This is a genomic window from Methylobacterium sp. TK26 (assembly GCF_055361565.1).
This window is the reverse complement of record NZ_CM143965.1, coordinates 738,519-761,241: the sequence shown is the minus strand read 5'-3', so window position 1 is coordinate 761,241 and position 22,723 is coordinate 738,519. Positions and strand designations below refer to the sequence as shown.

Genomic DNA, 22,723 nt, shown 5'->3' with positions numbered 1-22,723 from the left:
CCCGATGTGTTTATTCTTGTCGTAGTCATCGGAGGAGACGACTTGGCGCGCGCGGCGTCCACCGAAGCACGGGGCGCCGCGGAACCATTGCGCTACGTTTTCCGCGAAATGTCTCTCTAGTTAAAGTTGGATCGTTCCTGGTCTGAACTTGCGGCAGTGCCGCTCAGGCGACGGCGGCCGTCGGCGCGGGCTCGATCCACTCCGCGCCCCAGTCCTGCACGCTGTGGCCGGGGGAGACCTCCCGGTAGACCCGCGCGGGGGGCTCGTAATCCGGGGGGCGGATCGGGCTGCGGATCTCGCTGTCCGGCAGGGCGTGCCGCGCCCGGCGGCGGGCCGGATCGGGGACCGGGACGGCGTCGAGGAGCTTCTTCGTGTAGGGGTGCTGCGGGTTGCCGAACACCGCCTCGCGCGGGCCGATCTCCACGATCTCGCCGAGATACATCACGGCGACGCGGTGGCTCACCCGCTCCACCACGGCCATGTCGTGCGAGATGAACAGGTAGGCGAGCCCCATCTCGGCCTGGAGGTCGAGCATCAGGTTCACCACCTGCGCCTTCACCGAGACGTCGAGGGCCGAGACCGCCTCGTCGGCGACGATCAGCCGGGGGCGCAGGGCGAGCGCCCGCGCGATGCAGATGCGCTGGCGCTGGCCGCCGGAGAACTCGTGCGGGAAGCGCCCGGCCGTCTCCGGGGCGAGCCCGACCCGGCTCAAGAGATCCTCGGCCCGCGCCTTCGCCTCCCGGGGGGTGGCGAGGCGGTTGATGAGCAGCGGCTCCGCCACCGCCGCGCCGACGCTGAGGCGCGGATCGAGGCTCGCGAACGGATCCTGGAAGATCATCTGCATCCGCTGGCGGCGGTTGCGCAGGGTCTTGGCGTCGAGGGCGGCGATGTCCTCCCCGTCGAGGAGGACGGAGCCGGACAGGGGCTCGACCAGCCGCAGGATCGAGCGGCCGGTGGTGGACTTGCCGCAGCCGGATTCGCCCACGAGCGCCAGGGTCTCCCCCGCCGCGAGGCTGAACGAGACGCGCTCCACCGCGTGGACCCGGCCCGTCACCCGCCCAAGCAGGCCGGAGCGGATGTCGAACCGGGTGGTCAGGTCGCGCACCTCCAGGACCGGGCGCTCCGCCGCCTTCACGGTGTCGGGGGTCTCCGGCGTCGGCTCGGCCACGCCGGTCGTCCGGTCGATGACGGGGAAGCGCATCGGCCGCGTCCGCCCCGCCATGGCGCCGAGGCGGGGGACGGAGGCGAGCAGGGCGCGGGTATAGGGCTCGGCGGGGTCGGCGAAGATCCGCGCGGTCGGCCCGGTCTCGACTCCCCTGCCGCGATACATCACCACCGTGCGGTCGGCGATCTCGGCCACCACGCCCATGTCGTGGGTGATGAACAGGACCGACATGCCCTCGTCGTCCTGCAGGCTCTTGATGAGGTCGAGGATCTGGGCCTGGATCGTCACGTCGAGGGCCGTGGTCGGCTCGTCGGCGATGAGGAGCTTCGGCCGGCAGGCCAGGGCCATGGCGATCATCACCCGCTGGCGCATCCCGCCGGAGAACCGGTGCGGGTAATCGTGCAGGCGCGAGCGCGCCGCCGGGATGCGCACCTTGTCGAGGAGGCGCAGCACCTCTGCCTCGGCGGCGGCCCGCGACAGGCCCCGGTGCCGGATCAGCGCCTCCGCGATCTGGAAGCCGACCGTCAGGACCGGGTTCAGGGAGGTCATCGGCTCCTGGAAGATCATGGCGATGGCATCGCCGCGCACCGTCCGCATCTCGCCCTCGGAGGCGGTCAGGAGCTCGCGCCCCTGGAAGCGCACGCTGCCGCCGATGCGGCTGGCGTCGCGGGGCAGCAGGCGCAGGACCGACAGGGCGCTGACGCTCTTGCCGGAGCCGGATTCGCCCACCAGCGCCACGGTCTCCCGGGGGCCGATGTCGAAGGAGACGCCGTGCACCACCTCGCGCCACCGCCCGTCCGAACGGAACGACACGGTGAGGTCGGCGACCGAGAGGATCGGATCCGTCACGGGGCGGCTCCTACAGCACCCGGCGCGGGTCGAGCGCATCGCGCAGGCCGTCGCCGATGAAGTTGATCGAGAGCACGGTGAGGAAGATCGCCCCGCCGGGGAACAGCGCCCAGTGCGGGGCGACGTCGAGATGGTCCTTGGCGTCGAACAGCAGCCGGCCCCAGGTGGGGATGTCCGGCGGGAAGCCGAGGCCGAGGAACGAGAGGGTCGATTCCGCGATGATCGCCGAGGAGACCTCGATGGAGGCCGCCACGATCACCGGCCCCAGCGCGTTGGGCAGGATGTGGCGGCGCACGAGGCGCCACGTCGTCGCCCCCTGCGAGCGGGCGGCCTCCACGAACTCCTTCTCGCGGAGCGTCAGGAACTGCGCCCGCACCAGCCGGGCGACGGGCATCCAGCGCAGGCCGCCGATCACCGCCACGATCATCAGGAACACGCCGCCCTGCGCCCCGAACACGGCCTTCAGGCTGTCGCGGAACAGGTAGATCACCAGGAGCAGCAGCGGCAGTTGCGGCAGCGACAGGAACAGGTCGGTCAGCCACATCAGCACCGGATCGAGGAGGCGGCGCGACATGCCCGCCAGCGAGCCGACGAGGACGCCGATCACGCTCGCCACCGCCATGGCGGCGAAGCCCACCGCGAGCGAGATCCGCCCGCCGTGGATCATCCGGGCCAGCAGGTCCTGGCCGAGGTCGTCGGTGCCGAACGGGTGCGCCCAGGACGGGCCCTGGAGCTGCGCCGAGAAGTCGATGTCGTCGATGGCGACCGGCCAGAGCAGGCCGCCGACGAGGACGCCCGCCACCAGCACCGCCAGCACGCCGACGCTGGCGAGCGCCAGCCGGTGCCGCCGGAAGCGGCGCCACGTCTCCCGCCCCGGCGAGGCCGGGGCCGAGGCCACCGCCTCAATGGAGGGCGATGCGAGGGTCGAGCCAGCCATAGAGCAGGTCCGCGACGAGGTTGAACAGGATGACGAGGCCGGCGAACACGAAGGTCACAGCCATCACCACCGGCGTGTCGTTGGCGAGCATCGCGTCGATCAGCAGCGAGCCGATGCCGGGGATGCGGAAGATCTGCTCGGTGACGATGGCGCCGCCGAACACCGCCGGGATCTGGAGGGCCACCAGCGTCACCACGGGGATCAGCGCGTTGCGGGCGACGTGGCGGCGCGTCACCGTGGCCTCCGTCAGGCCCTTGGCCCTGGCGGTGGTCACGTAATCGAGTCGGGCCACGTCCAGCGCCGAGGCGCGGACGTAGCGGGTGTAGGAGGCCGCCTGGAAGAAGCCCAGCACCGCCACCGGCATGATCGCCTGCCGGACATTCGCCCAGACCCAGGCGAGCCCGGATCCCGGCAGGTCCGCCTGGTAGACGAAGGGCAGCCAGCCGAGCTTGATCGAGAAGAGCAGGATGAACAGCAGGCCGGTGAAGAAGGTCGGCAGGGAGAAGCCGACGAAGGCCAGCGTGTTGGCGATCTGGTCGGCGAGCGAATAGGGCCGCCGTGCCGCGTAGAGCCCCACCGGCACCGCGACGAGCAGCGCCAGGACCTGCGAGGAGCCGACCACGAACAGGGTCGTGGGCAGCCGCTGCAGGATCAACTGGTCGACGTTGACCCGGCTCGCGAAGGAGAAGCCCCAATCGCCGTGCAGCATCGCCACCAGCCAGCGCAGGTAGCGGGTCAGGATCGGGTCATCGAGGCCGAATTTCAGCCGTAGCGCCGCCCTCACCTCGGGCGGCACGTTGGGGTTCGAGGCGAGTTCGCCGAACGGGTCGCCCGGCGCGAGCGCCAGCACGACGAACAGGATGAGGCTGATCCCGAGGAGGCTCGGGATCGCGATCAGCAGCCTTCGCAGGATGTAGGCGCCCATGGCGCGCGGACCCGCTCAGGTCTGCCGGCTCCATTCGGGCAGGAAGGACAGGTCGTTGTCCCAGCCGCTGCGGGGCGCCACGAGGGTGTTGCTGACCCCCGAGACCTCCGCCCGGTGGATGAGCGGCAGGACGTTGCCGGACACCGCGAGGTCGTTGGCCTTGATGAGCAGGGCGGCGCGCTTGACCGGGTCGAGCTCCGACTGGGCCGCGTTGTAGGCGGCGTCGTAATCCGCGTTGCGCCATCGGGAGATGTTCCGGCCCTGCCACTTGTTCTCCTTCGTGGCGGCCTCCCACGAGACGTATTGCAGGAGCCACGTCGCCGGGTCCGCCTGGGACATGCTGAACGCGTACATCTCCATGTCCGCGTAGAAATGCGGGAACGTGTCCGGGTTGGCGGGGTCGGAGGAGAAGAACACCGAGCCGGTGATCGACTTCAGCTCGATCTCGATGCCCGCCTTGGCTGCGGCCTGCTTGATGATCGCCTGGGTCTTCTGGCGGGGGGCGTTGATCGAGGTCTGGAACAGCAGCTTCAGCCGCTTGCCGTCCTTGGCGCGGATGCCGTCCGAGCCCTTCGTCCAGCCGGCTTCGTCGAGGAGGGCGTTGGCCTTGGCCGGATCGAAGGCGTAGCGCGTGCTCTTCGAGACGAAGCGCTCCGGCCCGTTCACCGAGTTGGCGGTGGCCCGGCCGGTGCGGCCGTAGATGTAATCCTGGATCGACTTGCGATCGAGGAGCAGGTTGAGGGCCTGGACGACCTTCGGATCGGAGAAGGCGGGGTGCGTGGTCTTGAGGGAAGAGCGCTCGCCATCGACCTCGACGGTCGGATCGGTGGCGTTGAGGAGCACGAATTCGAGCTTGCCGCCGTAGACGACGTCCACCCGGCCCTTGCCCCCCGTCTCCAGGCGCTTGAGCACCTCGTCCTCGACCAGCAGGTTCCAGGCGTAATCGTATTCGCCGGTCTGGATCACGGCGCGGGCCGCCGAGACGGCGTCGCCGCCGCCCTTCATCTCGATCGTGTCGAAATACGGCCGGTTCGGCAGGTGGTAGTTCGGGTTGCGCGCGCCGCGCACGATGTCGCCGGGGCGGAACTCCACGAACGTGTACGGGCCGGTGCCCACGGGGGCGAGGTTCTGCGGCGCCTCGCGGGATTTGGCGCCGGTATAGGCGGCGAAGATGTGCTTGGGCAGGATCGCGCCGACATTGCCCACGAAGGCGTCGCTCCAATAGGGCGTCGGCTTGTCGAACAGGACGCGGACGCGCAGGTCGTCGATCTTCTCGACCTTGCAATCCTTGTAGGAGCCGATCGTCACCGCCGCCGTGGCGGGGTCGCGGGCGTATTCCCAGGTGAAGACGAGGTCGTCGGCGGTGAGCGGCTTGCCGTCGTGCCACGTCACGCCCGGCTTGATCGTCCACACCACGGAGCGCCCGTCCGCCGCGAGGCCGCCATTCTCCTTCGAGGGGATCTCGGCGGCGAGCACCGTCGCGAGGTTGCCGTCCGCATCCCAGGCCGCCAGGGGCTCGTAGAAGATACGGCAGGCCTCCTGGTCCTTGGTGCCGATGGCGAAATGCGGGTTGATGAGCGTCGGGGCCTGCCACCACAGCAGCCGCAGGGCGCCGCCGCCGCCCGCCTTGGTCGGCTTGTAGCCGGCCCGGAGGTCGCTCGCCATCGCGACGCCGTTCCCGGCCAGCATCAGCCCGGCCATCGGCGCGGTGAGGCCCACGGCCACCATGCGGCGCACGAAGGCGCGCCGCGAGAGGCCACCGGACCGGACCCGTCCGATGAGGTCGTGCAGATCCCGCTCGTCCATGAAGCTCAGCCTGTTCCCAAATGTCGGCGCCGCGCGCACAGCATCATTCCCATGGCGTCCTTGGCAAGGGTTGCGCCAGTGACGCTTCAACCTGAGCATGTATTTTTCCCGTGCTTTGCTTGGCTCCGAGAGGATGGAATGGATAACCGCAACGCCGTGTGGCGCCACGTCGACGCCCGGAAGGACCGGCTGATCGCCCTGTCCGACCGCGTCTGGGCCATGCCGGAGGTCTGCTACACGGAGGCGCGCTCCTGCGCCGAGCATGTCGCGGAGCTGCGGCACCAGGGCTTCCGGATCACCGAGCAGGTGGCGGGCATCCCCACCGCCGTGATGGGCGAGGCGGGCGAAGGCGGACCGGTCATCGCCTTCCTGGGCGAGTACGACGCCCTGCCGGGCCTCTCGCAGGAGGCGGGCCTCGCGGAGCATCGCCCCGTCGAGGCCGGGGGCCACGGGCATGGCTGCGGCCACAACCTCCTGGGGTCGGCGGCGCTGCTGGCCGCCACGGCGGTGAAGGACTGGCTGGCCGAGACCGGCACGCCGGGCCGCGTGCGCTATTACGGCTGCCCGGCGGAAGAGGGCGGCGCCGCGAAGGCGTTCATGGTGCGCGCGGGTGCCTTCGCCGACGCCGACATCGCGATCTCCTGGCATCCGGCGAGCTTCTGGGAGGTGGCGCCCCCGGTGGCGCTCGCCAACACCCGCGCCGACTTCGTCTTCACCGGGCGCACCGCCCACGCGGCGGCGGCCCCGCATCTCGGCCGCTCGGCGCTGGATGCCGTCGAGCTGATGAGCGTCGGCGTGAACTACATGCGCGAGCACATGCCCTCCGACGCGCGGGTGCATTACGCCTATCTCGACGCGGGCGGCATCGCCCCGAACGTCGTCCAGGCGAGCGCGCGGGTGCGCTACTCGATCCGCGCCGGCGACCTGCCCGGCATGCTCGCCCTGGTGGAGCGGGTGAAGAAGATCGCGCAGGGCGCCGCGCTGATGACCGAGACCAGCGTCGAGGTGCGGATCGTCAGCGCGGTCTCGAACCTCCTCGGCAACACGCCCCTGGAACAGGCGCTCCACGGGGTGATGGAGGAGCTCGGCCCGCCACATTTCGACGAGGCCGACCGCGCCTTCGCCGAGGCGATCCGGGGGACGCTCGGCGAGGGCGACATCGATGCCGTGTTCCGCGCCATCGGGATGCCGCGCACCGAGGCACCGCTGGCCGATTTCCTCGTGCCCCTCGACGCGCTGAGGAAGCCGGCGGTCGGCTCCACGGACGTGGGCGACGTGAGCTGGGTCGTGCCCACGGTCCAGGCCCATGCCCCGACCGTGGCGGTGGGCACGCCGTTCCACACCTGGCAGGTGGTGGCCCAGGGGAAGAGCCCGGCGGCCCACAAGGCGATGGTGCAGGTGGCCAAGGCGATGGCCGCCACCGGCACCCTCGCCCTCACCGATGCGGGCCTGCGCGAGGCCGCCCGGCAGGACCTCGTCCGCCGCCGGGGCGCGGAGGGCTATGTCAGCCCCCTGCCCCCGGAGGTCGAGCCGCCGCTGCGGATGTCGCTGGCCTGACCCGGCGCCGGCTCAGAGGGCCGACCGGCGCGGGCTGAGGGCGGCGTGCCGGTTCACGTCCTTGTACAGGAGGTAGCGGAAGGGGCCGGGCCCGCCCGCGTAGCAGGCTTGCGGGCAGAAGGCGCGCAGCCATAGGAAGTCGCCGGCCTCGACCTCGACCCAGTCGCGGTTGAGCCGGTAGACCGCCTTGCCTTCCAGCACGAACAGGCCGTGCTCCATCACATGGGTCTCCTCGAAGGGGATCGAGGCGCCCGGCCGAAGGGTCACGATGTTCACGTGCATGTCGTGGCGCAGGTCGTCGGGGGAGACGAACCGCGTCGTCGCCCAGGCGCCGTCGGTGCCGGGCATGCTCGCGGGCTCCACGGCGGATTCGTGCGTCACGAAGGCGTCTGGCGCGTCGAGGCCGGCGGCGCGCTCGTAGGCCTTGCGGATCCAGTGGAAGCGGGCCGGGCCCTCCCCGTCGTTGCGCAGGCTCCAGGCGGCGCCCGGCGGGCAATAGGCGTAGCTGCCCGGCCGCAGGGCGTGCGCCCGCCCGTCGAGCACGAGGCGCGGTGTGCCCTCGACCACGAACAGCACGCCCTCCGCCTGGGGATCGGGCTCGGGCCGCTCGCTGCCGCCGCCGGGGGCGACCTCCATCAGGTATTGCGCGAAGGTCTCCGCGAAGCCCGACAGGGGCCGCGCGAGGATCCAGGCCCGGCTCCGCTCCCAGCCCGGCAGGAGGCTCGTGACGATGTCGCTCATCACCCCGTGGGGCAGGACGGCATAGGCTTCGGTGAAGACGGCCCGGCCGGTCATCAGAGCCGTTTGCGGCGGCAGGCCCCCGCAGGCGGGGTTGTAGGACGGCGCGGTCATGAATGTCTCCCGGTTCGGGGGCGGCGGTCGCCACCGTCGCCACGCCATGGCCGATCAGGGCCCTGAGGCCCCGGACAGTCATGCCGCGCCAATGAGACGTCAAATATCTTTTACATTGCCGTCCAGACGAGCGCGGTATGGATCAGGGGGGTGGCTCGCCCACGAGGCCGCGCAACGCCGCCGTCACGAGCATTCGCGTCATGCGCGGCACGTCGTCGGGGGAGATCGGGCCGAGCCCGTTCGTCTCCCCGAGATGCACCATGCCGTGGACGCTCGCCCAGAGCGCCTTCACCGCGATGGGAATTTCGGCCTCCGGGATGCGGCCGGTCTCCTTGAGCACGCCGCCGATCAGCCCGAACAGGGCCGCGATCTCGTCCGCCATCTCCGGCGGCGTGTCCGAGACGCGGGGGGCGAGCATGGCGGTCCAGGCGTTGCGGCGCAGCCGCGCGAACCCGGCATAGGCGTCCGCCAGGGCGAGCAGCCGCTCCGTCGCCGGGGCGCCGGCGCTGCGGTCCAGGGAGGCTTCGAGCACCCGCCGCAAGTCGCGCATGGTGATCGCGTTGGCTTCGAGCCGCAGCGCCTCCAGATCGCCGAACGCCTTGTAGACGGCCCCGACCGACATGCCCGCGCGCTCGGCGACGGCCCGTGCGGTCAGGGCCTCCAGCCCGCCCTGCTCAATCAGTTCGAGGGCGATCCGCGCGAGGGCGAACCGCTCCTCGGCCCGCGTCAGGTCGGATTTGGACGGGCGGCCCAATTTTTTTGGAACGTTGTTCACGAAAGGCCTTGCATCGGAGTTCGAGGCGGGTATATCTCATTTCGTGAACGGCGTTCAAGTTAGCTCGCGAGGCGGGCCGGCCGTTCCCTCGAAAGGGGTGTCACATGTTGAAGACCCTGAGCGACCTGCTGCGCGGCACGGTCGCCGACCAAGCCCAGGCCATCCACGACGCCAATGCCGTCGTCCTGCTGCGGCAGCAGATCCGGGACGCCGCCGGGGCGCTGGCGGTGGCGCGGCGCGAGCTGGCGATCGCCATGGCCCACCAAGCGGGCGAGACCCGCGCCGTGGAGGCCCTGACCGAGCGCGCCGTCGCGCTGGAGGAATCCGCCGCCAAGGCGCTGGCCGATGGGCGCGAGGACCTCGCGACGCAGGCCGCGATCCGCATCGCGGCCCTGGAGGACGAGGTCGCCGACCGGCGCGCGGCGCTGGACGGGTTCGCGGCGGACGTGGCCCGCCTGCGCCGCCTCGTGGAGGACGGAGAGCGCCGCCTGCGCGACCTGGATCGCGGGCTGCAGGCGGCCCGCGCCACGGAGGCCGTCCGCCGGGCGGGGGCCAACGGCCGGCGCGGCATCGCCCACGCCTCGGGCGCCCTGCAGGACGCGGAGGCGACCCTGGTGCAGCTGCGCGGACGCCAAGCCGCCGAGGCCGACATCGACACCGCGCTCGCGGCCCTCGACGGGACACCGCACGCCATCGAGGAACGCCTCGACGCGGCCGGCTACGGGAAGATCCGCACCGATCCCGCCGCGATCCTCGGGCGCATCCGCGCCAAGGCCGCCTGACCCCGCCCCCTCCCCGTAACGCCCCAAAAGGACCACGCCCATGACCCCTCAGATGCCCCACACCCCCGCCTGGAAGGCCTTCACCTTCGTCAGCTTCGGCCTCGCCGTCGCCATGCTCGGCATCGGCGTGTTCTTCGCCGACATCGACACCTGGACGAAGGGCTATCTCGCCATGGCCGCGCTGCTGTCGCTGAGTTCGGCCTTCACCCTGGCCAAGACCCTGCGCGACGAGCACGAGACCAACCGGCTGATCAACCGCATCGAGAACGCCGAAACCGAACGCACCCTGCGCGAGGCGATCCCCGGCCGCGTGTGAGGCGCAGGCCGGGCTACCGGACCCGCCAGAGCGCGCCGACGCAGGCGAGGTTGGCGAGGCTCAGGGCGAGCAGGAGCCACCACAGCGCGTCGGGTCCGGCCTGGGTCAGCACGAAGGCCCCGGCCGGCGGGGCGAGCGCCTGCGCGACCAGCCCCGGCCGGGCGAGGCGGCCGACCACGAGCGGGTAGCGCGCGGGGCCGAACAGCGCGAGGGGCACCGTCCCCCGCGCGATCGAATAGATCCCGTTGCCGCCGCCGTAGAGCACCAGCCAGACCCCGACGCCGGGCAGGCCGAGGGCGAGTAGCACGAGGCCGAGGGCCACGAGGGTGAGGGCCGCCGTCAGGGTCCAGAGCGGGTGATGCCGCCCCTTGAAGGACATCTCCACGATGCGGGCGGCCACCTGCGCCGGGCCGATCAGCGCCCCGTAGGAGACGGCCGAGGCCAGGGCGACGCCCCGCGCCTGGAGCAGCGTCAGCAGATGCACCGACACCAGCGACATGATCGCGCCGCCGAGGATCAGCACCCCGGCGAAGAGCAGGAAGGCCCGCCATTCCGAGGCCGAGAGCGGGCCGGCGCCCCCTGTCCGGTGCTCCGCCGCCGCCGGCAGCGCGGGGGCTTTCGGGATGAGCCAGAGCACCAGCGGCAGGGTGATCCCGAGATGCAGCCCGGCATAGGCGAGGCAGGTGCCCCGCCAGCCGACCTGGGCGACGAGGAACGCCGAGAGCGGCCAGCACACGGTGCTCGCGAATCCGCCCCACAGGGTCAGGGTGGTGATCGCCGGCCGCGCCTGCGCGCCGAAGAGGCGTCCCAGGGTTGCGAAGGCGGGATCGTACAGGCCGCACCCCATGCCGAGGCCGAGGAGCAGCCAGCCGGCGAGGTAGACCGGCAGGGCCGGGGCCAGGGCCAGGGTGGTGAGTCCGGCTGCCAGGAGCAGCGCCGCCGCGGCCAGCACCGGGCGGCCCCCGTGGCGGTGGATCGCCACCCCGACATGGGGCGAGGCGAAAGCGGCGGCGAGCAGGCCGAGGGCGAGGCCGCCGACCACCCAGGCCAGGGGCCATCCGGTGTCCCCGGCGATCGGGCCGGCGAGCACCGCCGGCAGGTAGAACGACGAGCCCCAGGCGAGGATCTCCACGATGCCGAGGGCGGAGATCACCGGCCAGCGCCGGGCCTCGGGCAGGGGCGGGCTACCGGGTGCCACGCGGCGTGGCGGGACGGCGCGGGCGGGCGCGAAGCGGGGGCCGTGGCATCGGGGGGACCGTGAGCGTGACGTCGTGCCTGTACCACGCGGGGAAGGCGGACGACACGATCGCGCGGGAGGACTTCCGCGCGGCCCCGGAATTTGGCATCCTCGTTCCGTGACCCTCCGGCTCGCCCTCCGGCGACTGTTGCCGCTCCTCGCGGTCCTCAGCCTCGCCCTGACACCGGTGGCCGCCCCTGCGGCCACCGCGGGGATGCACGCGCCGATGGCGTCGAGCCACGACGGGGCCATGGCGTCCGACATGTCCGACATGGACATGGGCGACATGCCCTGTTGCCCGAAGGCCGAGGCCCCCGAGCCGGACTGCGCCAAGGGCTGCCCGCTGATGGCCCTGTGTCTCGCCAGCATGGCCTCCCTGCTGCCGGCCGCCCTGCGCGTCCCGGTGCCGGCGGCGACGCGGACGAGCGTGCTCTGGCCGGAGCCGGACTCCTTCGTCAGCCTGCACGGGCCACCGTTACCCGAGCCCCCCCGAGCCTGAACCCGATGCCGCCGGCGCTTGCGCCGGCACGGTGACGCGCGTCCGCGCGCCCAAACCCATCGTGTTCAGGAGATCAGTCCCGTGACCAGGAATCCCTTCGCGCGTGCCCTGCCGGCCGCGCTGCTCGGCGCCGCGCTGTCGGCCCTGCCCGCCCTCGCCGACATCAAGGACTACGCCTTCGAGCTCACGCAGAAGGAGATGAAGCAGGGTGAGGCCATCGTCGCCGTCCGGCTCGTGGACAAGCGCAGCGGCAAGCCGGTGCCCGACGCCGTGATCTTCGCCAAGCGCCTCGACATGGCCCCCGACGACATGGAGACCATGACGACGAAGATCGAGCCGCTGCCCTCGACGGAGCCGGGCCTCTACCGCTTCAAGACCAAGCTGACGATGGCCGGGAACTGGCGGCTCTCCCTCGGCGCCAAGGTCCAGGGCGAGGTCGGCACGGTCGAGGACAGGCTCGTCTTCCAGGCCGTCAAATGAGCCGGGCGGCATGGTTCGCCGGAACCCTCGCCGCGCTGGCGGCGGGGGGAGCCGGCTACGTCGCGGGGCATGGGAACGGTCCCGCTCCCGCGCCGGCCGCGCATGCGCAGGCGACCGGACCGGTGATCTATTACCGGGACCCGGACGGGACACCGGCCTACTCGGCCTCGCCGAGGGCGACGGCGGACGGGCGGGCGTTCCGGCCGGTGCAGGCGAGTGAGGACGTGAGCTTCGACTTGGCCGACGGGGACGAGGCGGCGACGCCCGCCGCCGTAGCCCGGCCGGTCCTCTATTACCGCAACCCGATGGGCCTGCCGGACACGTCTCCGGTGCCGAAGAAGGATGCGATGGGGATGGAGTACATCCCCGTCCATGCCGGCGAGGACGAGGACGGGTCCACCGTCACCCTCTCGCCGGGCAAGATCCAGCGCACGGGGGTGCGCACCGAAGCCGTCGCGCGGCGCGTGGTCGCCCGGCCGGTGCGCGTGCCCGGCACCATCGCCCTCGACGAGCGCCGCGTCACCGTCGTGGCGACCCGCTCGGACGCCTATGTCGACCGCGTCGAACCCGTCACGACCGGCGAAAGGGTGCGGAAGGGCCAGCCCCTCGTCCACGTCTACTCCCCGGAGATCAACGCCGCCGCCGCCCAGCTGATCGCCAATCCCGGCTTCGACGGCGCCCGGCGCCGCCTGCAGAACCTGAACGTCTCGGCGGGGGTCATCGCGGAGATCGAGCGCACCCGCGCGGTGCCGATGGCGATCACGTGGTCCTCCCCGCGCGACGGCGTCATCCTGCAGCGGAACGCCATCGAGGGGATGAAGGCGGGGGCCGGCGACACCCTGTTCCGCATCGGCGACATCGCGACGATGTGGGTGCTGGCCGACGTGCCCGAGCGCGACCTCGCCGCCGTGCGCGTCGGACAGCCCGCCGCCGTGCGGCTGCGCTCGGCTCCGGGCCGGGCCGTCGCGGGCCGGGTGGGGGTGATCTACCCGCAGGTGAACCCGGAGACGCGGGCCACGCGGGTGCGGATCGAGCTGCCCAACCCGGACGGGACGCTGCTGCCCGACATGTACGCCGACGTCGAGATCGCCACCGGGGACGCGACGCCGGTGGTGGCCGTCCCCGACGACGCCATCCTCGATACGGGGGAGCGGCCCATCGTGCTCCTCGATCGCGGCGAGGGCCGCTTCGCGCCGACGGACGTGACGGTCGGCCTGCGCGGCGGGGGCTACACGGAGATCCGCGACGGCCTCTCGGTCGGCGACAGGGTCGTGACGGGGGCGAACTTCCTGATCGATGCCGAGAGCAACCTGAAGGCGGCGCTGCGCTCCCTCGCCGCGCTGAAGGACGGCCGGCAGGCCGCGAATGCCGGGGCGCGGCCATGATCGCCCGCCTCATCGGCTGGTCGGCCCGCAACCTCGTCCTCGTGCTGACCGGGACGATCTTCGCCGTCGCGGCCGGCGTGCTGGCCCTGCGGAGCCTGCCCCTCGACGCCATCCCCGACCTCTCGGACGTGCAGGCCATCGTCTACACCGAGTATCCGGGGCAGGCCCCGCAGGTGGTCGAGGACCAAGTCACCTATCCGCTCACCACCGCCATGCTGACGGTGCCGAAGGCCAAGGTGGTGCGGGGCTTCTCGTTCTTCGGCGTGTCCTTCGTCTACGTGATCTTCGAGGACGGCACCGATCCGTATTGGGGCCGCTCGCGGGTGCTCGAATACCTCAACGGCGTGGCGAGCCGCCTGCCCGCCGGGGTGACGCCGACCCTCGGCCCCGACGCGACGGGGGTGGGCTGGGTCTATCAATACGTCGTGGTCGCCAAGGAGCGGACGCTCGCCGAACTCCGCTCCCTGCAGGATTGGGTGATCCGCTTCGGGGCGTCGCGGGCGGAGGGCGTGGCCGAGGTCGCGGGCGTCGGCGGCTTCGTGAAGCAATACACCGTCGTGGTCGATCCGAACCGCCTGCGGGCGCAGGGCGTGTCGCTCGCCAGGCTGCGGGAGGCGATCCGCACCAGCAACGCCGATGTCGGCGGGCGCACGGTGGAACTCTCCGAGTTCGAGTTCATGGTGCGCGGGCGCGGCTACCTGAGGAGCGTCGCCGACATCGAGGACATCGTGCTCAAGACCGCCGCCGGCACGCCCCTGCGGGTGCGGGACGTCGCGCGGGTCGAACTCGGGCCGGACGAGCGGCGCGGCCTCACCGAGATGAACGGCGAGGGCGAGGTCGCGGGCGGCATCGTGCTGCAACGCTTCGGCGCGAACGCCCTCACCGTCATCGAGGGCGTGAAGGCGAAGCTCGCGGAGATCGCCGGCAGCCTGCCGGCCGGCACGGAGATCCTGCCCGTCTACGACCGCTCGCACCTGATCGAGGCGGCCATCGACACCCTGCGCCGCACGCTCGTGGAGGAGAGCCTGATCGTCTCCCTCGTCTGCGTCGTGTTCCTGCTGCATGTGCGCAGCGCGCTGGTGGCCATCCTGATGCTGCCGGTGGGAATCCTGATGGCGCTCGCGGGCATGAAGGCCCTGGGGTTCGGCGCCAACATCATGTCGCTGGGGGGCATCGCCATCGCGGTCGGCGCCATGATCGACGCCGCCATCGTGATGATCGAGAACGCCCACAAGCACCTGGAGCGGGCGCCGCCGGGCAGGCCGCGCGTCGCGATCCTGATCGAGGCGGCCTCCGAGGTCGGGCCTTCGCTGTTCTTCTCCCTCCTCGTCATCACCGTGAGCTTCCTGCCGATCTTCACCCTGGAGAGCCAGGAGGGCCGGCTGTTCGGGCCGCTCGCCACCACCAAGACCTTCGCCATGGCGGCGGCGGCGCTCCTGTCGGTGACGCTCGTCCCGGCGCTGATGGTGCTGTGCGTGCGCGGGCGGATCGTCCCGGAGCACCGCAACCCGCTGAACCGCCTGCTGATCCGGCTGTACCGCCCGCTCATCGCGGGCGTGCTGCGGGCGCGCATCCTCACCCTCCTCGTCGCCCTCGGCATCCTGGCGGCGACGGTCTGGCCCGCGCGGCAACTCGGCTCCGAGTTCATGCCCGACCTCGATGAGGGCAGCCTGCTCTACATGCCGACGACCTTGCCCGGCCTCTCCGTAACCAAGGCGGGCGAGCTTTTGGCAACCCAGGACCGCATCATCAAGGGCTTTCCCGAGGTGGCCTCGGTCTACGGCAAGGCCGGGCGCGCCAACACCGCCACCGACCCGGCGCCGATGGAGATGTTCGAGACGATCATCGCCCTGAAGCCGAAGACGGAATGGCGGCCGGGCGTGACGCTGGCGAGCCTGAAGGCCGAGATGGACGCGGCGCTGCAGTTCCCCGGCGTCTCGAACGCCTGGACGCAGCCGATCCGCGCCCGGATCGACATGCTCTCCACGGGCATCCGCACCCCGGTTGGCGTGAAGGTGCTCGGCACCGACCTGACCCGGATGGAGGGCGTCGCCCGGCAGGTCGAGGCTCTCGTGCGGGCCGTGCCGGGCACGGCGAGCGCCTATGCCGAGCGGGTGATCGGGGGCTACTTCCTCGACATCACCCCCGACCGCGAGGCGCTGGGCCGCTACGGCCTGACGGTCGGCGACGTGCAGGACGTCATCGCGACGGCACTCGGCGGGCAGACCGTGACGAACACGGTCGAGGGCCGCGAGCGCTACACCGTGAACGTGCGCTACCCCCGCGCCCTCCGCTCGGACCCGAGGGCCATCGCGGACGACGTGCAGGTGCCCCTGCCGGCGGGCGGGACGGTGCCCCTGCGCGAGGTCGCCACGGTGGCGCTGACGCGGGGGCCGACCGCGATCCGCACCGAGAACGGCCAGCTTGCGGTCTATCTCTTCATCGACATCGCGGGGCGGGACCTCGGCGGCTACGTCGCCGCCGCGCGTCGGGCCGTGGCCGAGGGGGTGAGGCTCCCGTCGGGCACCACGCTGCAATGGAGCGGGCAATACGAATATCTCGAACGGGCCGAGGCGCGGTTGAGGATCGTGGTGCCGCTGACGCTGCTCGTCGTCTTCCTGCTCCTCTACCTCAACTTCCGGCGGCTGACGGAGACGTTCATCGTGATGCTGTCCCTGCCCTTCGCCCTGGTGGGCGGGGTGTGGCTGCTGTGGTGGATGGGCTTCAACCTGTCGGTGGCCGTGGCGGTGGGCTTCATCGCGCTGGCCGGCGTCGCCGCCGAGACCGGGGTGATCATGCTGGTCTATCTCGATCAGGCCTGGGACGAGGCGCAGGCCGGATGCGGGCGCGAGGGGCGCCCCCCGACGGAGGCGGATCTGCGCCGCGCCATCATGGTCGGCGCGGTGGAGCGGGTGCGCCCGAAGATGATGACCGTCGTCGCCATCATGGCGGGGCTCCTGCCCATCCTCTGGAGCGCGGGCGCCGGGTCCGAGGTGATGCAGCGCATCGCCGTGCCGATGATCGGCGGCATGGTCTCCTCGTCGGTGCTGACGCTCCTCGTGATCCCCGCCGTCTACGCCCTCGTGAAGGGCTGGGCATTGCCCGCGCGCCCCGGCGTTCAGGCGATGCCGGCGATGCGGATGCCGAGGTTGCTGGGGCCGCGCAGGGACGCCCCGGCGCGGTAGGGCGGCGGGTCGTCGAGCAGCGTCGGCCGGACGAGGCGGCGGCAGAGCGTGACGAGGGCGATCTCCGCCTCGATGCGGGCGAGCGGCGCGCCGACGCAATAATGGAGGCCGCCCCCGAAGCCGAAATGCTGGTTGTCCGCCCGGTCGGGATCGAAGCGATCCGGGTCCGCGAAGCGTTCGGGGTCGCGGTTGCCGGAGGCGAAGAGGAGGATGACCGGCGCGCCCTTCGGGATCGTCGTGCCGGCGATGTCGATGGCGCCGAGGGCCTTGCGCGTCCGGAAGTGGACGGGCGGCTCGTAGCGCAGGACCTCCTCGATCAGGCGCGGCGCCCGCTCGGGATCGGCCTTCAGCCGGTCGAGTTCGTGCGGGTGCCTGAGCAGGGTCAGCATGCCGTTGGTGATGAGGTTCACCGTGGTCTCGTGCCCCGCGACGAGGAGCAGGACCGCCGTCGCGATGAGGTCCACGTCGCCCATGGCCGGCGCCCCGGCGCGGGACGGCCGGGCCAGGCCGCTCAGCATGTCGTCGGCGGGGTGGCGCCGCTTCTCCCGGATCAGGCGGCGCATGTAGGCGGCGATGGCGTCGAAGGTCGTCACCGTCACCCGGCGGGCCTCGTCGTCCCGGCGGGCATCCGGCTCCAAAGCCGTGGCCAGTTGCGTCGCCCAGGCGTGGAATCGCGGCTCGTCCGCCTCCGGCACGCCGAGCAATTCGCAGATCACCGCCACGGGCAGCGGATAGGACAGGTCATCGACGAGGCACACCGTGTCGCGCCCCCGGCATTGCTCGATGAGCATGTCCACCAGCGCCCCGACCCGCCCGTGCAGGCCGTTGACCCGCGCGATGGTGAACTCGTCCATCACGAAGCCGCGCAGGGTGTCGTGGGCCGGCGGGTCGCGGAAGATCAGCGGACGGTGGGCGTTGGCCACCCGGTTCTTGATGGGATTGAGGATCCAGTCCGTCAGCGGGTTGCCGGTGCGCGGCCGCCGCGAGGGCGGCAGGTCCTCCGAACTGAGGCGCGGGTCGAAGAGCAGGCTGCGGATCGCCGCATGCGTGCTGACGACATAGGCCCCGTCGCGCTGGCGCGAGACGGGAATCCGCCGCAGCCGGGCGTAGATCGGGTACGGGTCGGCGCGGTTGGCCGGATCGAGCACCTCCGCGAACAGCGCGTCCTCAGACATGGGCCATCTCCCGCATCCGTCCCTCGGCGGCCGGGCCGCGGCGGGCCGGCGGGAAGCCCGGCGCCAGGATCTCGACCCGGCCCTGGTCGGTGGCGTCGAGGATCGGCGGGAACGCCGCCCCCTCGGCGATCCGGTCCGCGTAGGAGGGCAGCCAGCGCGCCTGATCGAAGGACACCGCCGCGATGCTGCGCCCGCTCCGGCCGTAGACCGCGAGGTAGCGCCGCGCGGCACGGTCGCCCTGCACGATGGCGACGGCATCCGCCCCCTCGGCGAGGCCGACCGCCTTGATGTTGATCTCGAACTGGCTCGACCAGAAGGCCGGCAGGTGCCGGTAGGGGCGCGGATCCTCGGGGTGCAGCAGGGTGCGCGCCGCGTGCGCCGCCTGCTCCACGGCGTTGCCCCAATGCTCGACCGTCATCTCCCGCCCGCCATAGAGGGGGTTCGGCCAGCGCGCGACGTCGCCCGCCGCGCCGATGTCGGGATCGGGATCGCCCGCGCGGGTGAGCGCCCGGCAGGCCGCGTCGCAGGTCAGCCCGCCCGCGTCGGCGCGCAGGCCCCCATGCGCCAGCCACTCCGTGTCGCGGATGGCCCCGAGGGCGACGATGACGCAATCCGTCTCGATGAGCCCGCCGTCGCGCAGCCGCGCCCCGGCGACATGGCCCCCCTCCCCCGTGAGGGCGTGGACCTGCGTGCCGGCGCGATACGCGACGCCCGCCCGGCGCAGGCACTCGGCGATCGTCCCGCCGACGACGGTCCCGAGCACGCGGGCCAGGGGCGTCGGATTGGGATCGACCAGCGTCACCGGCACGCCGAGGTCGCGGCAGCAGGAGGCGGCCTCGCAGCCGATCAGCCCCGCGCCGATGACGAGGACGTGCCTGGGCGGCCGGGCGAGGGCCAGCCGCAGGGCGGCGGCATCGTCCCGGCCGCGAATGGTGAACACTCCGGCGAGGTGGGCGCCCTCCCCCGGCCAGGGGCGGGCCCGCGCCCCCGTCGCGATCAGGAGCTTGGTGTAGGGCACCTCGCTGCCGTCGCCGAGGCGGATCGCCTTGCGTTGCCGGTCGAGGGCGGTGGCGGGCTGGCCGAGGCGCCAATGCGCCTTCAGGGGGCGCTGCTGCGGCAGGGCGGTGGCTTCGGGCGCCAGCTCCCCCGCCAGGACGTGCTTCGACAGCGGCGGCCGGTCGTAGGGCCGGTAGGGCTCGTCGCCGACGATGGTGAGCGGCCCGTCGTAGCCGGCCTCGCGCAGGGCCTCGGCGCCGCGCAGCCCCGCCAGCGAGGCGCCGACGACCACGATGCCCGGATCGCCGGTCATGGCGCGTCGTCCCGGTCGAGGCCGGCGGGCTCGATGCTGATCGCCCGGACGGGGCAGGCCTGCTGCGCGCGCTCGATCCGGGGCCGGGCCTCATCGGGCGGCGCGGGATCGTAGAACAGGATCTCGTGCCCCCGCAGCTCGAAGGATTCGGGGGCCGCGTAGCAGCACTGCGCGTAACCCTGGCAGCGGTTGAGGTCGACGACGACGCGCATCGGTGGATCTCCGGGCAGCGGGGTCCGAGGGGGTCACTCCTCTCCGTCGGGAATCAGCTTGTATGCTGAGCGCAGAGGCACCCCGGCCGCAACCGCCAGGAAGGAGGCGGCCAGGGCCTCCGCGACCTCGCCCGCCACGCGATGCAGGAGGCCCGGCGCGGCCGGCGGCGAGGCCGGGTGGAAGGCGTGGGCCGGGGGAACGGGGTTCGGAACGGGCATGGCGGCGTCCTTCGCGGGGCGGATGTCTCAGGACGTCATTCGCCCGTGGGCGGGGCCCGTTACCGGCCCGGGCGGAGACCCGGTGCGCGGGCGCACCTGCGCGCCCTCACGCCCAGCCTTCGAGTCCCTTCGCGTCGATCGCCTCGCGGGTGCAGCGGTAGCCGAGGGCGGCGGTCGTCGCGAAGCTCGACCAGTCCCGCAGGTCGACCCCTTCGAGGGGCGGCTTGAGCACCACCGTCGCGCGGCTGACCGACATCATGGTCTGGGCGTCGCTCGACACGGTCGCCGCCCGGAGGAGCAGCGGGGCGATCCCCGGCATCGCATCCGGCAGGCCGAGCAGGCGGCGGACGAGATGGCCCGTCCACGACCGCTCCGGCATGCCGGTGAAGGCGCGGTCGCTGCCGACATCGATGGCCAGGACCGGCCCTCGCCCCAGCCCCGCCATCACGTCCGCCGGCAGGTTGTTCATCATGCCGCCGTCCACGAGGATGCCCTCCTCCGAGACGACGGGCGGCAACAGGCCGGGGATGGCGATGCTGGCGCGCAGCGCGGTGGCGAGGTCGCCTTTGCGATGGACCATGGCCGCGCCCGTCGTGAGGTTCGAGGACACGCAGAGGTAGGGCAGCCACAATTCCTCGATCCGCGCCGTGCCGAAGCTCTCGCGGAGCGCCGCGTCCACCTTCACTCCCCGCGTCAGGGCGTGGAACGGCAGCGTGTAGTCGTTCAGCGGGTTCCGGCCGACGAAGGTCGCCTCCATCCTGTCCCGGATCTCGGCTGGGCCGAGATCCATCGCGACGCTCGCCGCGACGATGGCCCCCATGCTGGTGCCGCCTACGAAATCCACGGGGAAGTCCGCCTCCGCCAGGGCTTCGAGGACGCCGAGATGGGCGAGGCCCCGCGCGCCGCCGCCGCCGAGGACGAGGCCGCGGGCCTTGCCGATGGCGAGCCGCGCCAGCCGCGCCCGGTCCCGGACGCTGCCGTCGCGGACCTGGATCCGCATGGAGGACGGCAGGGCGGCGACGGCCGGATGGAGCGGTCGCGGGAGGGATGCGCCCGCAGGCTGGCGGATGGCGAGGTCGATCTGGATCCAGGCCGAGCGGAGGGGCTCGATGCAGGCCGCCGCCCCGGGACGCGGCGGCGTCTCCGGCTCGGCGAGGAGCAGGATGTGGTCGGCATGCCGGAGGCAGAGCTTGCACCAGGGGCAATCGGTGACGCGATGGGCCACGAAGATCGTGCGGGCGTGCCGCGTCTCGTACTCGTGGAACCACGTCTCGTCGGCGCCCTCCGGCCAGTCCGTCAGGCAGCCGGTCGTCCCCGGCAGGGCCTCGTCGAAGGCGCGGGCGAGGCCGTGGCCGAAGGCCACCGCGTCGGGGCCGTCCGTCACGGCGAGCACCGCGAAGCTGCGGGGCGGGTGGTCGAAGGCATGGCCCCCGGAGGCGACGCGCAGGCGTTCGGCCAGGAGGCGGGCGACGTACAGGAGCGTCGAGGGATGCTCGGCGACGATCTCCTCGAAGGCGGAGCGCCCGAGGCGCAGCAGATGCGTGTCGCGCAGGGCCGTGGCCGTCGCCGAGCGCGACTCGTGGGAGAGGAGCGCCATCTCGCCGAACGCCTCCGGCGGCGTCAGGCGGGCGAGGCGCCGGGTCTGCCCGTCCCGGGGATCGCGGGCGGAGATGCCCACCGCGCCGGAGACGAGGATGTAGAGGGCGTCGCCCTCCTCCCCCTGCTCGAACACCGGCACGCCGCCCGCGACCGCGACGGAGGCGAACCGCCGCCCGACGGCCGAAGCGACGGCGGGGTCGAGCCCGGCCAGGAAGGGGATCGCCGCCGTGTTCACTCCACCGCCCGCTTGAGGTTCTGCGCCGCGCGGGCGTAGCCGCCTCCGGCGCCATCCACGAAGTGCAGATGATCGGCGCGCAGGGGCGAGGGCGTGATGCACGTCACCACCGCCGCCTCCTGCCGGTGCAGGCCATACCGCACCACGCCCTCGGCGCGGGCCGCCTCCAGCATGGCTTCGATCCGGTCGACGGTGCGCAGCGGGCAGGCGACCGTCACGCGCAGGCCGTCGTCGTATTTGCGGAAGTCGGCGTTGGCGACGAGCTGGCGCACGTAGGTCTGTGGCGAGAACCGGCCGACCGTGAGGTTGAAGCGGAAGATCGCGAACGAAAAGCAGCGCCGGGCGAAGGCCACGGCGCAGCGCAGGGCGAACGCTCCCCGCATCGGGCCGGCGACGTGCACCTCGTCCCGCAGCCCGGTCCAGGGGGCCCCCATCGGCGGTCCCCCCTCCGGGAGGGGGCAGCCCATGTCCGGCCCCTCGTCGATGGCGGCGATCACCCCCTCCAGCACGGCGCGCACCGCCGCCCGATCCGCCCCGTCGCGGGGGACCACGATCAGCGAGAGGATGGGATCGCCCCGCCGGCCGACCGGCTTGAAGCGGCACGACAGGCCGGTGAGGTCGGGGCGCGTCCCCCCGGCGGCGGGCGCCACGGCGAAGCGGCCGGTCTTCATGGCCGCCTCCGCCCAGGCCAGCCCGCCCCCGGTGAACATCGCGTAGGCGATGTCGGCGGAGGCTTGGTAGCGGGCGACGCGCAGGTCGAACCCCGCTTCGCGCACCGCCGCAACGGGGATCAGGCCCGCCCGCAGGGTCAGGCCGAGTTCCTCGCGCGCCCATGTCACCGTCGCCGCCAGCGCCGTCTCCACCATGGCCCGCGCGTCGGGCGGGATCAGGACGCTGGCCCCGTCGCCGCCGAAGACGAAGGGGACCTCGCGGCCCGGCAAGGCGTTGCGGATGGACGCGATGGCGGCGGCGCCCGCGAGGTTCACCGCCCGGTAGCGCCCGTCCGCGATGGCCGCGGTGGACATCGTGACGTCGCTCGACGCGATCCACCACGCATCGGGCACGGGTGCGTACCGGGCATCGTCGAAGATGTCCCGGAAGCGTTCGAGGGGAGGCAGCAGCCCGTAGCTGAAGGGAGGTGTCTCGGCTTTCACGGCATCAGGCTTCCACGCCACCGCGATTCGCGGCGGCCCCATCCCAGGTTACGCGATCCGGGGGAGATGC

The 22,723-nt window shown here is 72.4% G+C and carries 20 protein-coding genes; 7 read left to right on the top strand and 13 right to left on the bottom strand.

Translation table 11 applies throughout. The features are described 5' to 3' along the window. Window positions 1–163 precede the first annotated feature (163 nt). The 4 genes from ACXJ1Y_RS03790 to ACXJ1Y_RS03775 are packed head-to-tail and all read right to left on the bottom strand — an operon-like array spanning window position 164 to window position 5,682. The gene (locus ACXJ1Y_RS03790) at window positions 164–2,053 is read right to left on the bottom strand and encodes an ABC transporter ATP-binding protein (RefSeq protein ID WP_463848827.1); all 1,890 of its coding nucleotides are present in this window, start codon (window positions 2,051–2,053) and stop codon (window positions 164–166) included. Beyond that, the gene (locus ACXJ1Y_RS03785) at window positions 2,025–2,951 is read right to left on the bottom strand and encodes an ABC transporter permease (RefSeq protein ID WP_463848826.1); all 927 of its coding nucleotides are present in this window, start codon (window positions 2,949–2,951) and stop codon (window positions 2,025–2,027) included. The genes ACXJ1Y_RS03790 and ACXJ1Y_RS03785 overlap by 29 nt, the downstream gene beginning before the upstream one ends. Then, on the bottom strand, window positions 2,917–3,876 hold the full coding sequence (locus tag ACXJ1Y_RS03780; protein ID WP_463848825.1) for an ABC transporter permease: 960 nt from the start codon (window positions 3,874–3,876) through the stop codon (window positions 2,917–2,919). The genes ACXJ1Y_RS03785 and ACXJ1Y_RS03780 overlap by 35 nt, the downstream gene beginning before the upstream one ends. Before the next feature lie 15 nt (window positions 3,877–3,891). Next, window positions 3,892–5,682, bottom strand: a complete 1,791-nt coding sequence (locus tag ACXJ1Y_RS03775; RefSeq protein WP_463848824.1) for a peptide ABC transporter substrate-binding protein — start codon at window positions 5,680–5,682, stop codon at window positions 3,892–3,894. Between the two features lie 138 nt (window positions 5,683–5,820). On the opposite strand from ACXJ1Y_RS03775, the gene ACXJ1Y_RS03770 reads away from it, so the two are divergent. Further along, on the top strand, window positions 5,821–7,239 hold the full coding sequence (locus tag ACXJ1Y_RS03770) for a M20 family metallopeptidase (RefSeq protein ID WP_463848823.1): 1,419 nt from the start codon (window positions 5,821–5,823) through the stop codon (window positions 7,237–7,239). Window positions 7,240–7,251: 12 nt separating this feature from the next. Here ACXJ1Y_RS03770 and ACXJ1Y_RS03765 read toward each other — a convergent pair whose 3' ends face one another. Together ACXJ1Y_RS03765 and ACXJ1Y_RS03760 are read right to left on the bottom strand one after the other, a co-directional pair. Next, the gene (locus ACXJ1Y_RS03765) at window positions 7,252–8,091 is read right to left on the bottom strand and encodes a bifunctional allantoicase/(S)-ureidoglycine aminohydrolase (RefSeq protein ID WP_463848822.1); all 840 of its coding nucleotides are present in this window, start codon (window positions 8,089–8,091) and stop codon (window positions 7,252–7,254) included. Window positions 8,092–8,233: 142 nt separating this feature from the next. Further along, window positions 8,234–8,866: a TetR/AcrR family transcriptional regulator gene (locus ACXJ1Y_RS03760; protein ID WP_463848821.1), complete on the bottom strand. Its 633-nt coding sequence runs from the start codon at window positions 8,864–8,866 to the stop codon at window positions 8,234–8,236. 104 nt (window positions 8,867–8,970) lie between these two features. Between ACXJ1Y_RS03760 and ACXJ1Y_RS03755 the strand changes: the two genes are divergently transcribed. Together ACXJ1Y_RS03755 and ACXJ1Y_RS03750 are read left to right on the top strand one after the other, a co-directional pair. Continuing rightward, window positions 8,971–9,648, top strand: a complete 678-nt coding sequence (locus tag ACXJ1Y_RS03755; RefSeq protein WP_463848820.1) for a PspA/IM30 family protein — start codon at window positions 8,971–8,973, stop codon at window positions 9,646–9,648. A 40-nt stretch (window positions 9,649–9,688) separates the two neighbouring features. Beyond that, window positions 9,689–9,964, top strand: coding sequence for a YiaA/YiaB family inner membrane protein (locus tag ACXJ1Y_RS03750; RefSeq protein WP_463848819.1), 276 nt, complete (start codon window positions 9,689–9,691; stop codon window positions 9,962–9,964). Window positions 9,965–9,977: 13 nt separating this feature from the next. On the opposite strand, the gene ACXJ1Y_RS03745 is transcribed toward ACXJ1Y_RS03750, so the two are convergent. Then, the gene (locus tag ACXJ1Y_RS03745) at window positions 9,978–11,141 is read right to left on the bottom strand and encodes an MFS transporter (protein ID WP_463850026.1); all 1,164 of its coding nucleotides are present in this window, start codon (window positions 11,139–11,141) and stop codon (window positions 9,978–9,980) included. A gap of 178 nt (window positions 11,142–11,319) precedes the next feature. On the opposite strand from ACXJ1Y_RS03745, the gene ACXJ1Y_RS03740 reads away from it, so the two are divergent. The 4 genes from ACXJ1Y_RS03740 (at window position 11,320) to ACXJ1Y_RS03725 (ending at window position 16,750) form a co-directional block, all read left to right on the top strand. Further along, entirely contained in the window at window positions 11,320–11,700 is a 381-nt protein-coding gene (locus ACXJ1Y_RS03740; protein WP_463848818.1) for a hypothetical protein, read from the top strand. Between the two features lie 81 nt (window positions 11,701–11,781). Beyond that, on the top strand, window positions 11,782–12,180 hold the full coding sequence (locus tag ACXJ1Y_RS03735) for a FixH family protein (protein ID WP_463848817.1): 399 nt from the start codon (window positions 11,782–11,784) through the stop codon (window positions 12,178–12,180). After that, window positions 12,177–13,565 (top strand): efflux RND transporter periplasmic adaptor subunit, encoded by a 1,389-nt coding sequence (locus ACXJ1Y_RS03730; RefSeq protein ID WP_463848816.1) that lies wholly within the window; start codon window positions 12,177–12,179, stop codon window positions 13,563–13,565. The genes ACXJ1Y_RS03735 and ACXJ1Y_RS03730 overlap by 4 nt, the downstream gene beginning before the upstream one ends. After that, window positions 13,562–16,750, top strand: coding sequence for an efflux RND transporter permease subunit (locus tag ACXJ1Y_RS03725; RefSeq protein ID WP_463848815.1), 3,189 nt, complete (start codon window positions 13,562–13,564; stop codon window positions 16,748–16,750). Before ACXJ1Y_RS03730 ends, ACXJ1Y_RS03725 begins: the two co-directional genes overlap by 4 nt. Here ACXJ1Y_RS03725 and ACXJ1Y_RS03720 read toward each other — a convergent pair. The 6 genes from ACXJ1Y_RS03720 to ACXJ1Y_RS03695 form a co-directional block, all read right to left on the bottom strand. After that, window positions 16,684–17,925 (bottom strand): cytochrome P450, encoded by a 1,242-nt coding sequence (locus ACXJ1Y_RS03720; RefSeq protein ID WP_463848814.1) that lies wholly within the window; start codon window positions 17,923–17,925, stop codon window positions 16,684–16,686. The genes ACXJ1Y_RS03725 and ACXJ1Y_RS03720 overlap by 67 nt on opposite strands. After that, window positions 17,918–19,234 carry an NAD(P)/FAD-dependent oxidoreductase gene (locus tag ACXJ1Y_RS03715; protein WP_463848813.1) on the bottom strand — a complete coding sequence of 439 codons (1,317 nt, stop codon included), beginning with the start codon at window positions 19,232–19,234 and terminating at the stop codon, window positions 17,918–17,920. Before ACXJ1Y_RS03715 ends, ACXJ1Y_RS03720 begins: the two co-directional genes overlap by 8 nt. After that, a complete protein-coding gene (locus tag ACXJ1Y_RS03710; RefSeq protein WP_342166855.1) occupies window positions 19,231–19,446 on the bottom strand; it encodes a ferredoxin in 216 nt (71 codons plus the stop codon). Before ACXJ1Y_RS03710 ends, ACXJ1Y_RS03715 begins: the two co-directional genes overlap by 4 nt. A gap of 33 nt (window positions 19,447–19,479) precedes the next feature. Next, complete coding sequence (locus ACXJ1Y_RS03705) at window positions 19,480–19,665, bottom strand: hypothetical protein (protein ID WP_463848812.1); 186 nt, start codon at window positions 19,663–19,665, stop codon at window positions 19,480–19,482. A gap of 106 nt (window positions 19,666–19,771) precedes the next feature. Continuing rightward, entirely contained in the window at window positions 19,772–21,499 is a 1,728-nt protein-coding gene (locus tag ACXJ1Y_RS03700; RefSeq protein ID WP_463848811.1) for a patatin-like phospholipase family protein, read from the bottom strand. Further along, window positions 21,496–22,653 carry a DUF3095 domain-containing protein gene (locus tag ACXJ1Y_RS03695; protein WP_463848810.1) on the bottom strand — a complete coding sequence of 386 codons (1,158 nt, stop codon included), beginning with the start codon at window positions 22,651–22,653 and terminating at the stop codon, window positions 21,496–21,498. Before ACXJ1Y_RS03695 ends, ACXJ1Y_RS03700 begins: the two co-directional genes overlap by 4 nt. Window positions 22,654–22,723 lie beyond the last annotated feature (70 nt).

Bases quoted from the DNA above. Each gene is read 5' to 3' on its own strand.
- ACXJ1Y_RS03790 (WP_463848827.1), bottom strand. From the start codon at position 2,053: ATGCGCTCGACCCGCGCCGGGTGCTGTAGGAGCCGCCCCGTGACGGAT.
- ACXJ1Y_RS03705 (WP_463848812.1), bottom strand. From the start codon at position 19,665: ATGCCCGTTCCGAACCCCGTTCCCCCGGCCCACGCCTTCCACCCGGCC.
- ACXJ1Y_RS03785 (WP_463848826.1), bottom strand. From the start codon at position 2,951: ATGGCTGGCTCGACCCTCGCATCGCCCTCCATTGAGGCGGTGGCCTCG.
- ACXJ1Y_RS03725 (WP_463848815.1), top strand. From the start codon at position 13,562: ATGATCGCCCGCCTCATCGGCTGGTCGGCCCGCAACCTCGTCCTCGTG.
- ACXJ1Y_RS03710 (WP_342166855.1), bottom strand. From the start codon at position 19,446: ATGCGCGTCGTCGTCGACCTCAACCGCTGCCAGGGTTACGCGCAGTGC.
- ACXJ1Y_RS03715 (WP_463848813.1), bottom strand. From the start codon at position 19,234: ATGACCGGCGATCCGGGCATCGTGGTCGTCGGCGCCTCGCTGGCGGGG.
- ACXJ1Y_RS03775 (WP_463848824.1), bottom strand. From the start codon at position 5,682: ATGGACGAGCGGGATCTGCACGACCTCATCGGACGGGTCCGGTCCGGT.
- ACXJ1Y_RS03780 (WP_463848825.1), bottom strand. From the start codon at position 3,876: ATGGGCGCCTACATCCTGCGAAGGCTGCTGATCGCGATCCCGAGCCTC.
- ACXJ1Y_RS03730 (WP_463848816.1), top strand. From the start codon at position 12,177: ATGAGCCGGGCGGCATGGTTCGCCGGAACCCTCGCCGCGCTGGCGGCG.
- ACXJ1Y_RS03765 (WP_463848822.1), bottom strand. From the start codon at position 8,091: ATGACCGCGCCGTCCTACAACCCCGCCTGCGGGGGCCTGCCGCCGCAA.
- ACXJ1Y_RS03770 (WP_463848823.1), top strand. From the start codon at position 5,821: ATGGATAACCGCAACGCCGTGTGGCGCCACGTCGACGCCCGGAAGGAC.
- ACXJ1Y_RS03720 (WP_463848814.1), bottom strand. From the start codon at position 17,925: ATGTCTGAGGACGCGCTGTTCGCGGAGGTGCTCGATCCGGCCAACCGC.
- ACXJ1Y_RS03750 (WP_463848819.1), top strand. From the start codon at position 9,689: ATGACCCCTCAGATGCCCCACACCCCCGCCTGGAAGGCCTTCACCTTC.
- ACXJ1Y_RS03755 (WP_463848820.1), top strand. From the start codon at position 8,971: ATGTTGAAGACCCTGAGCGACCTGCTGCGCGGCACGGTCGCCGACCAA.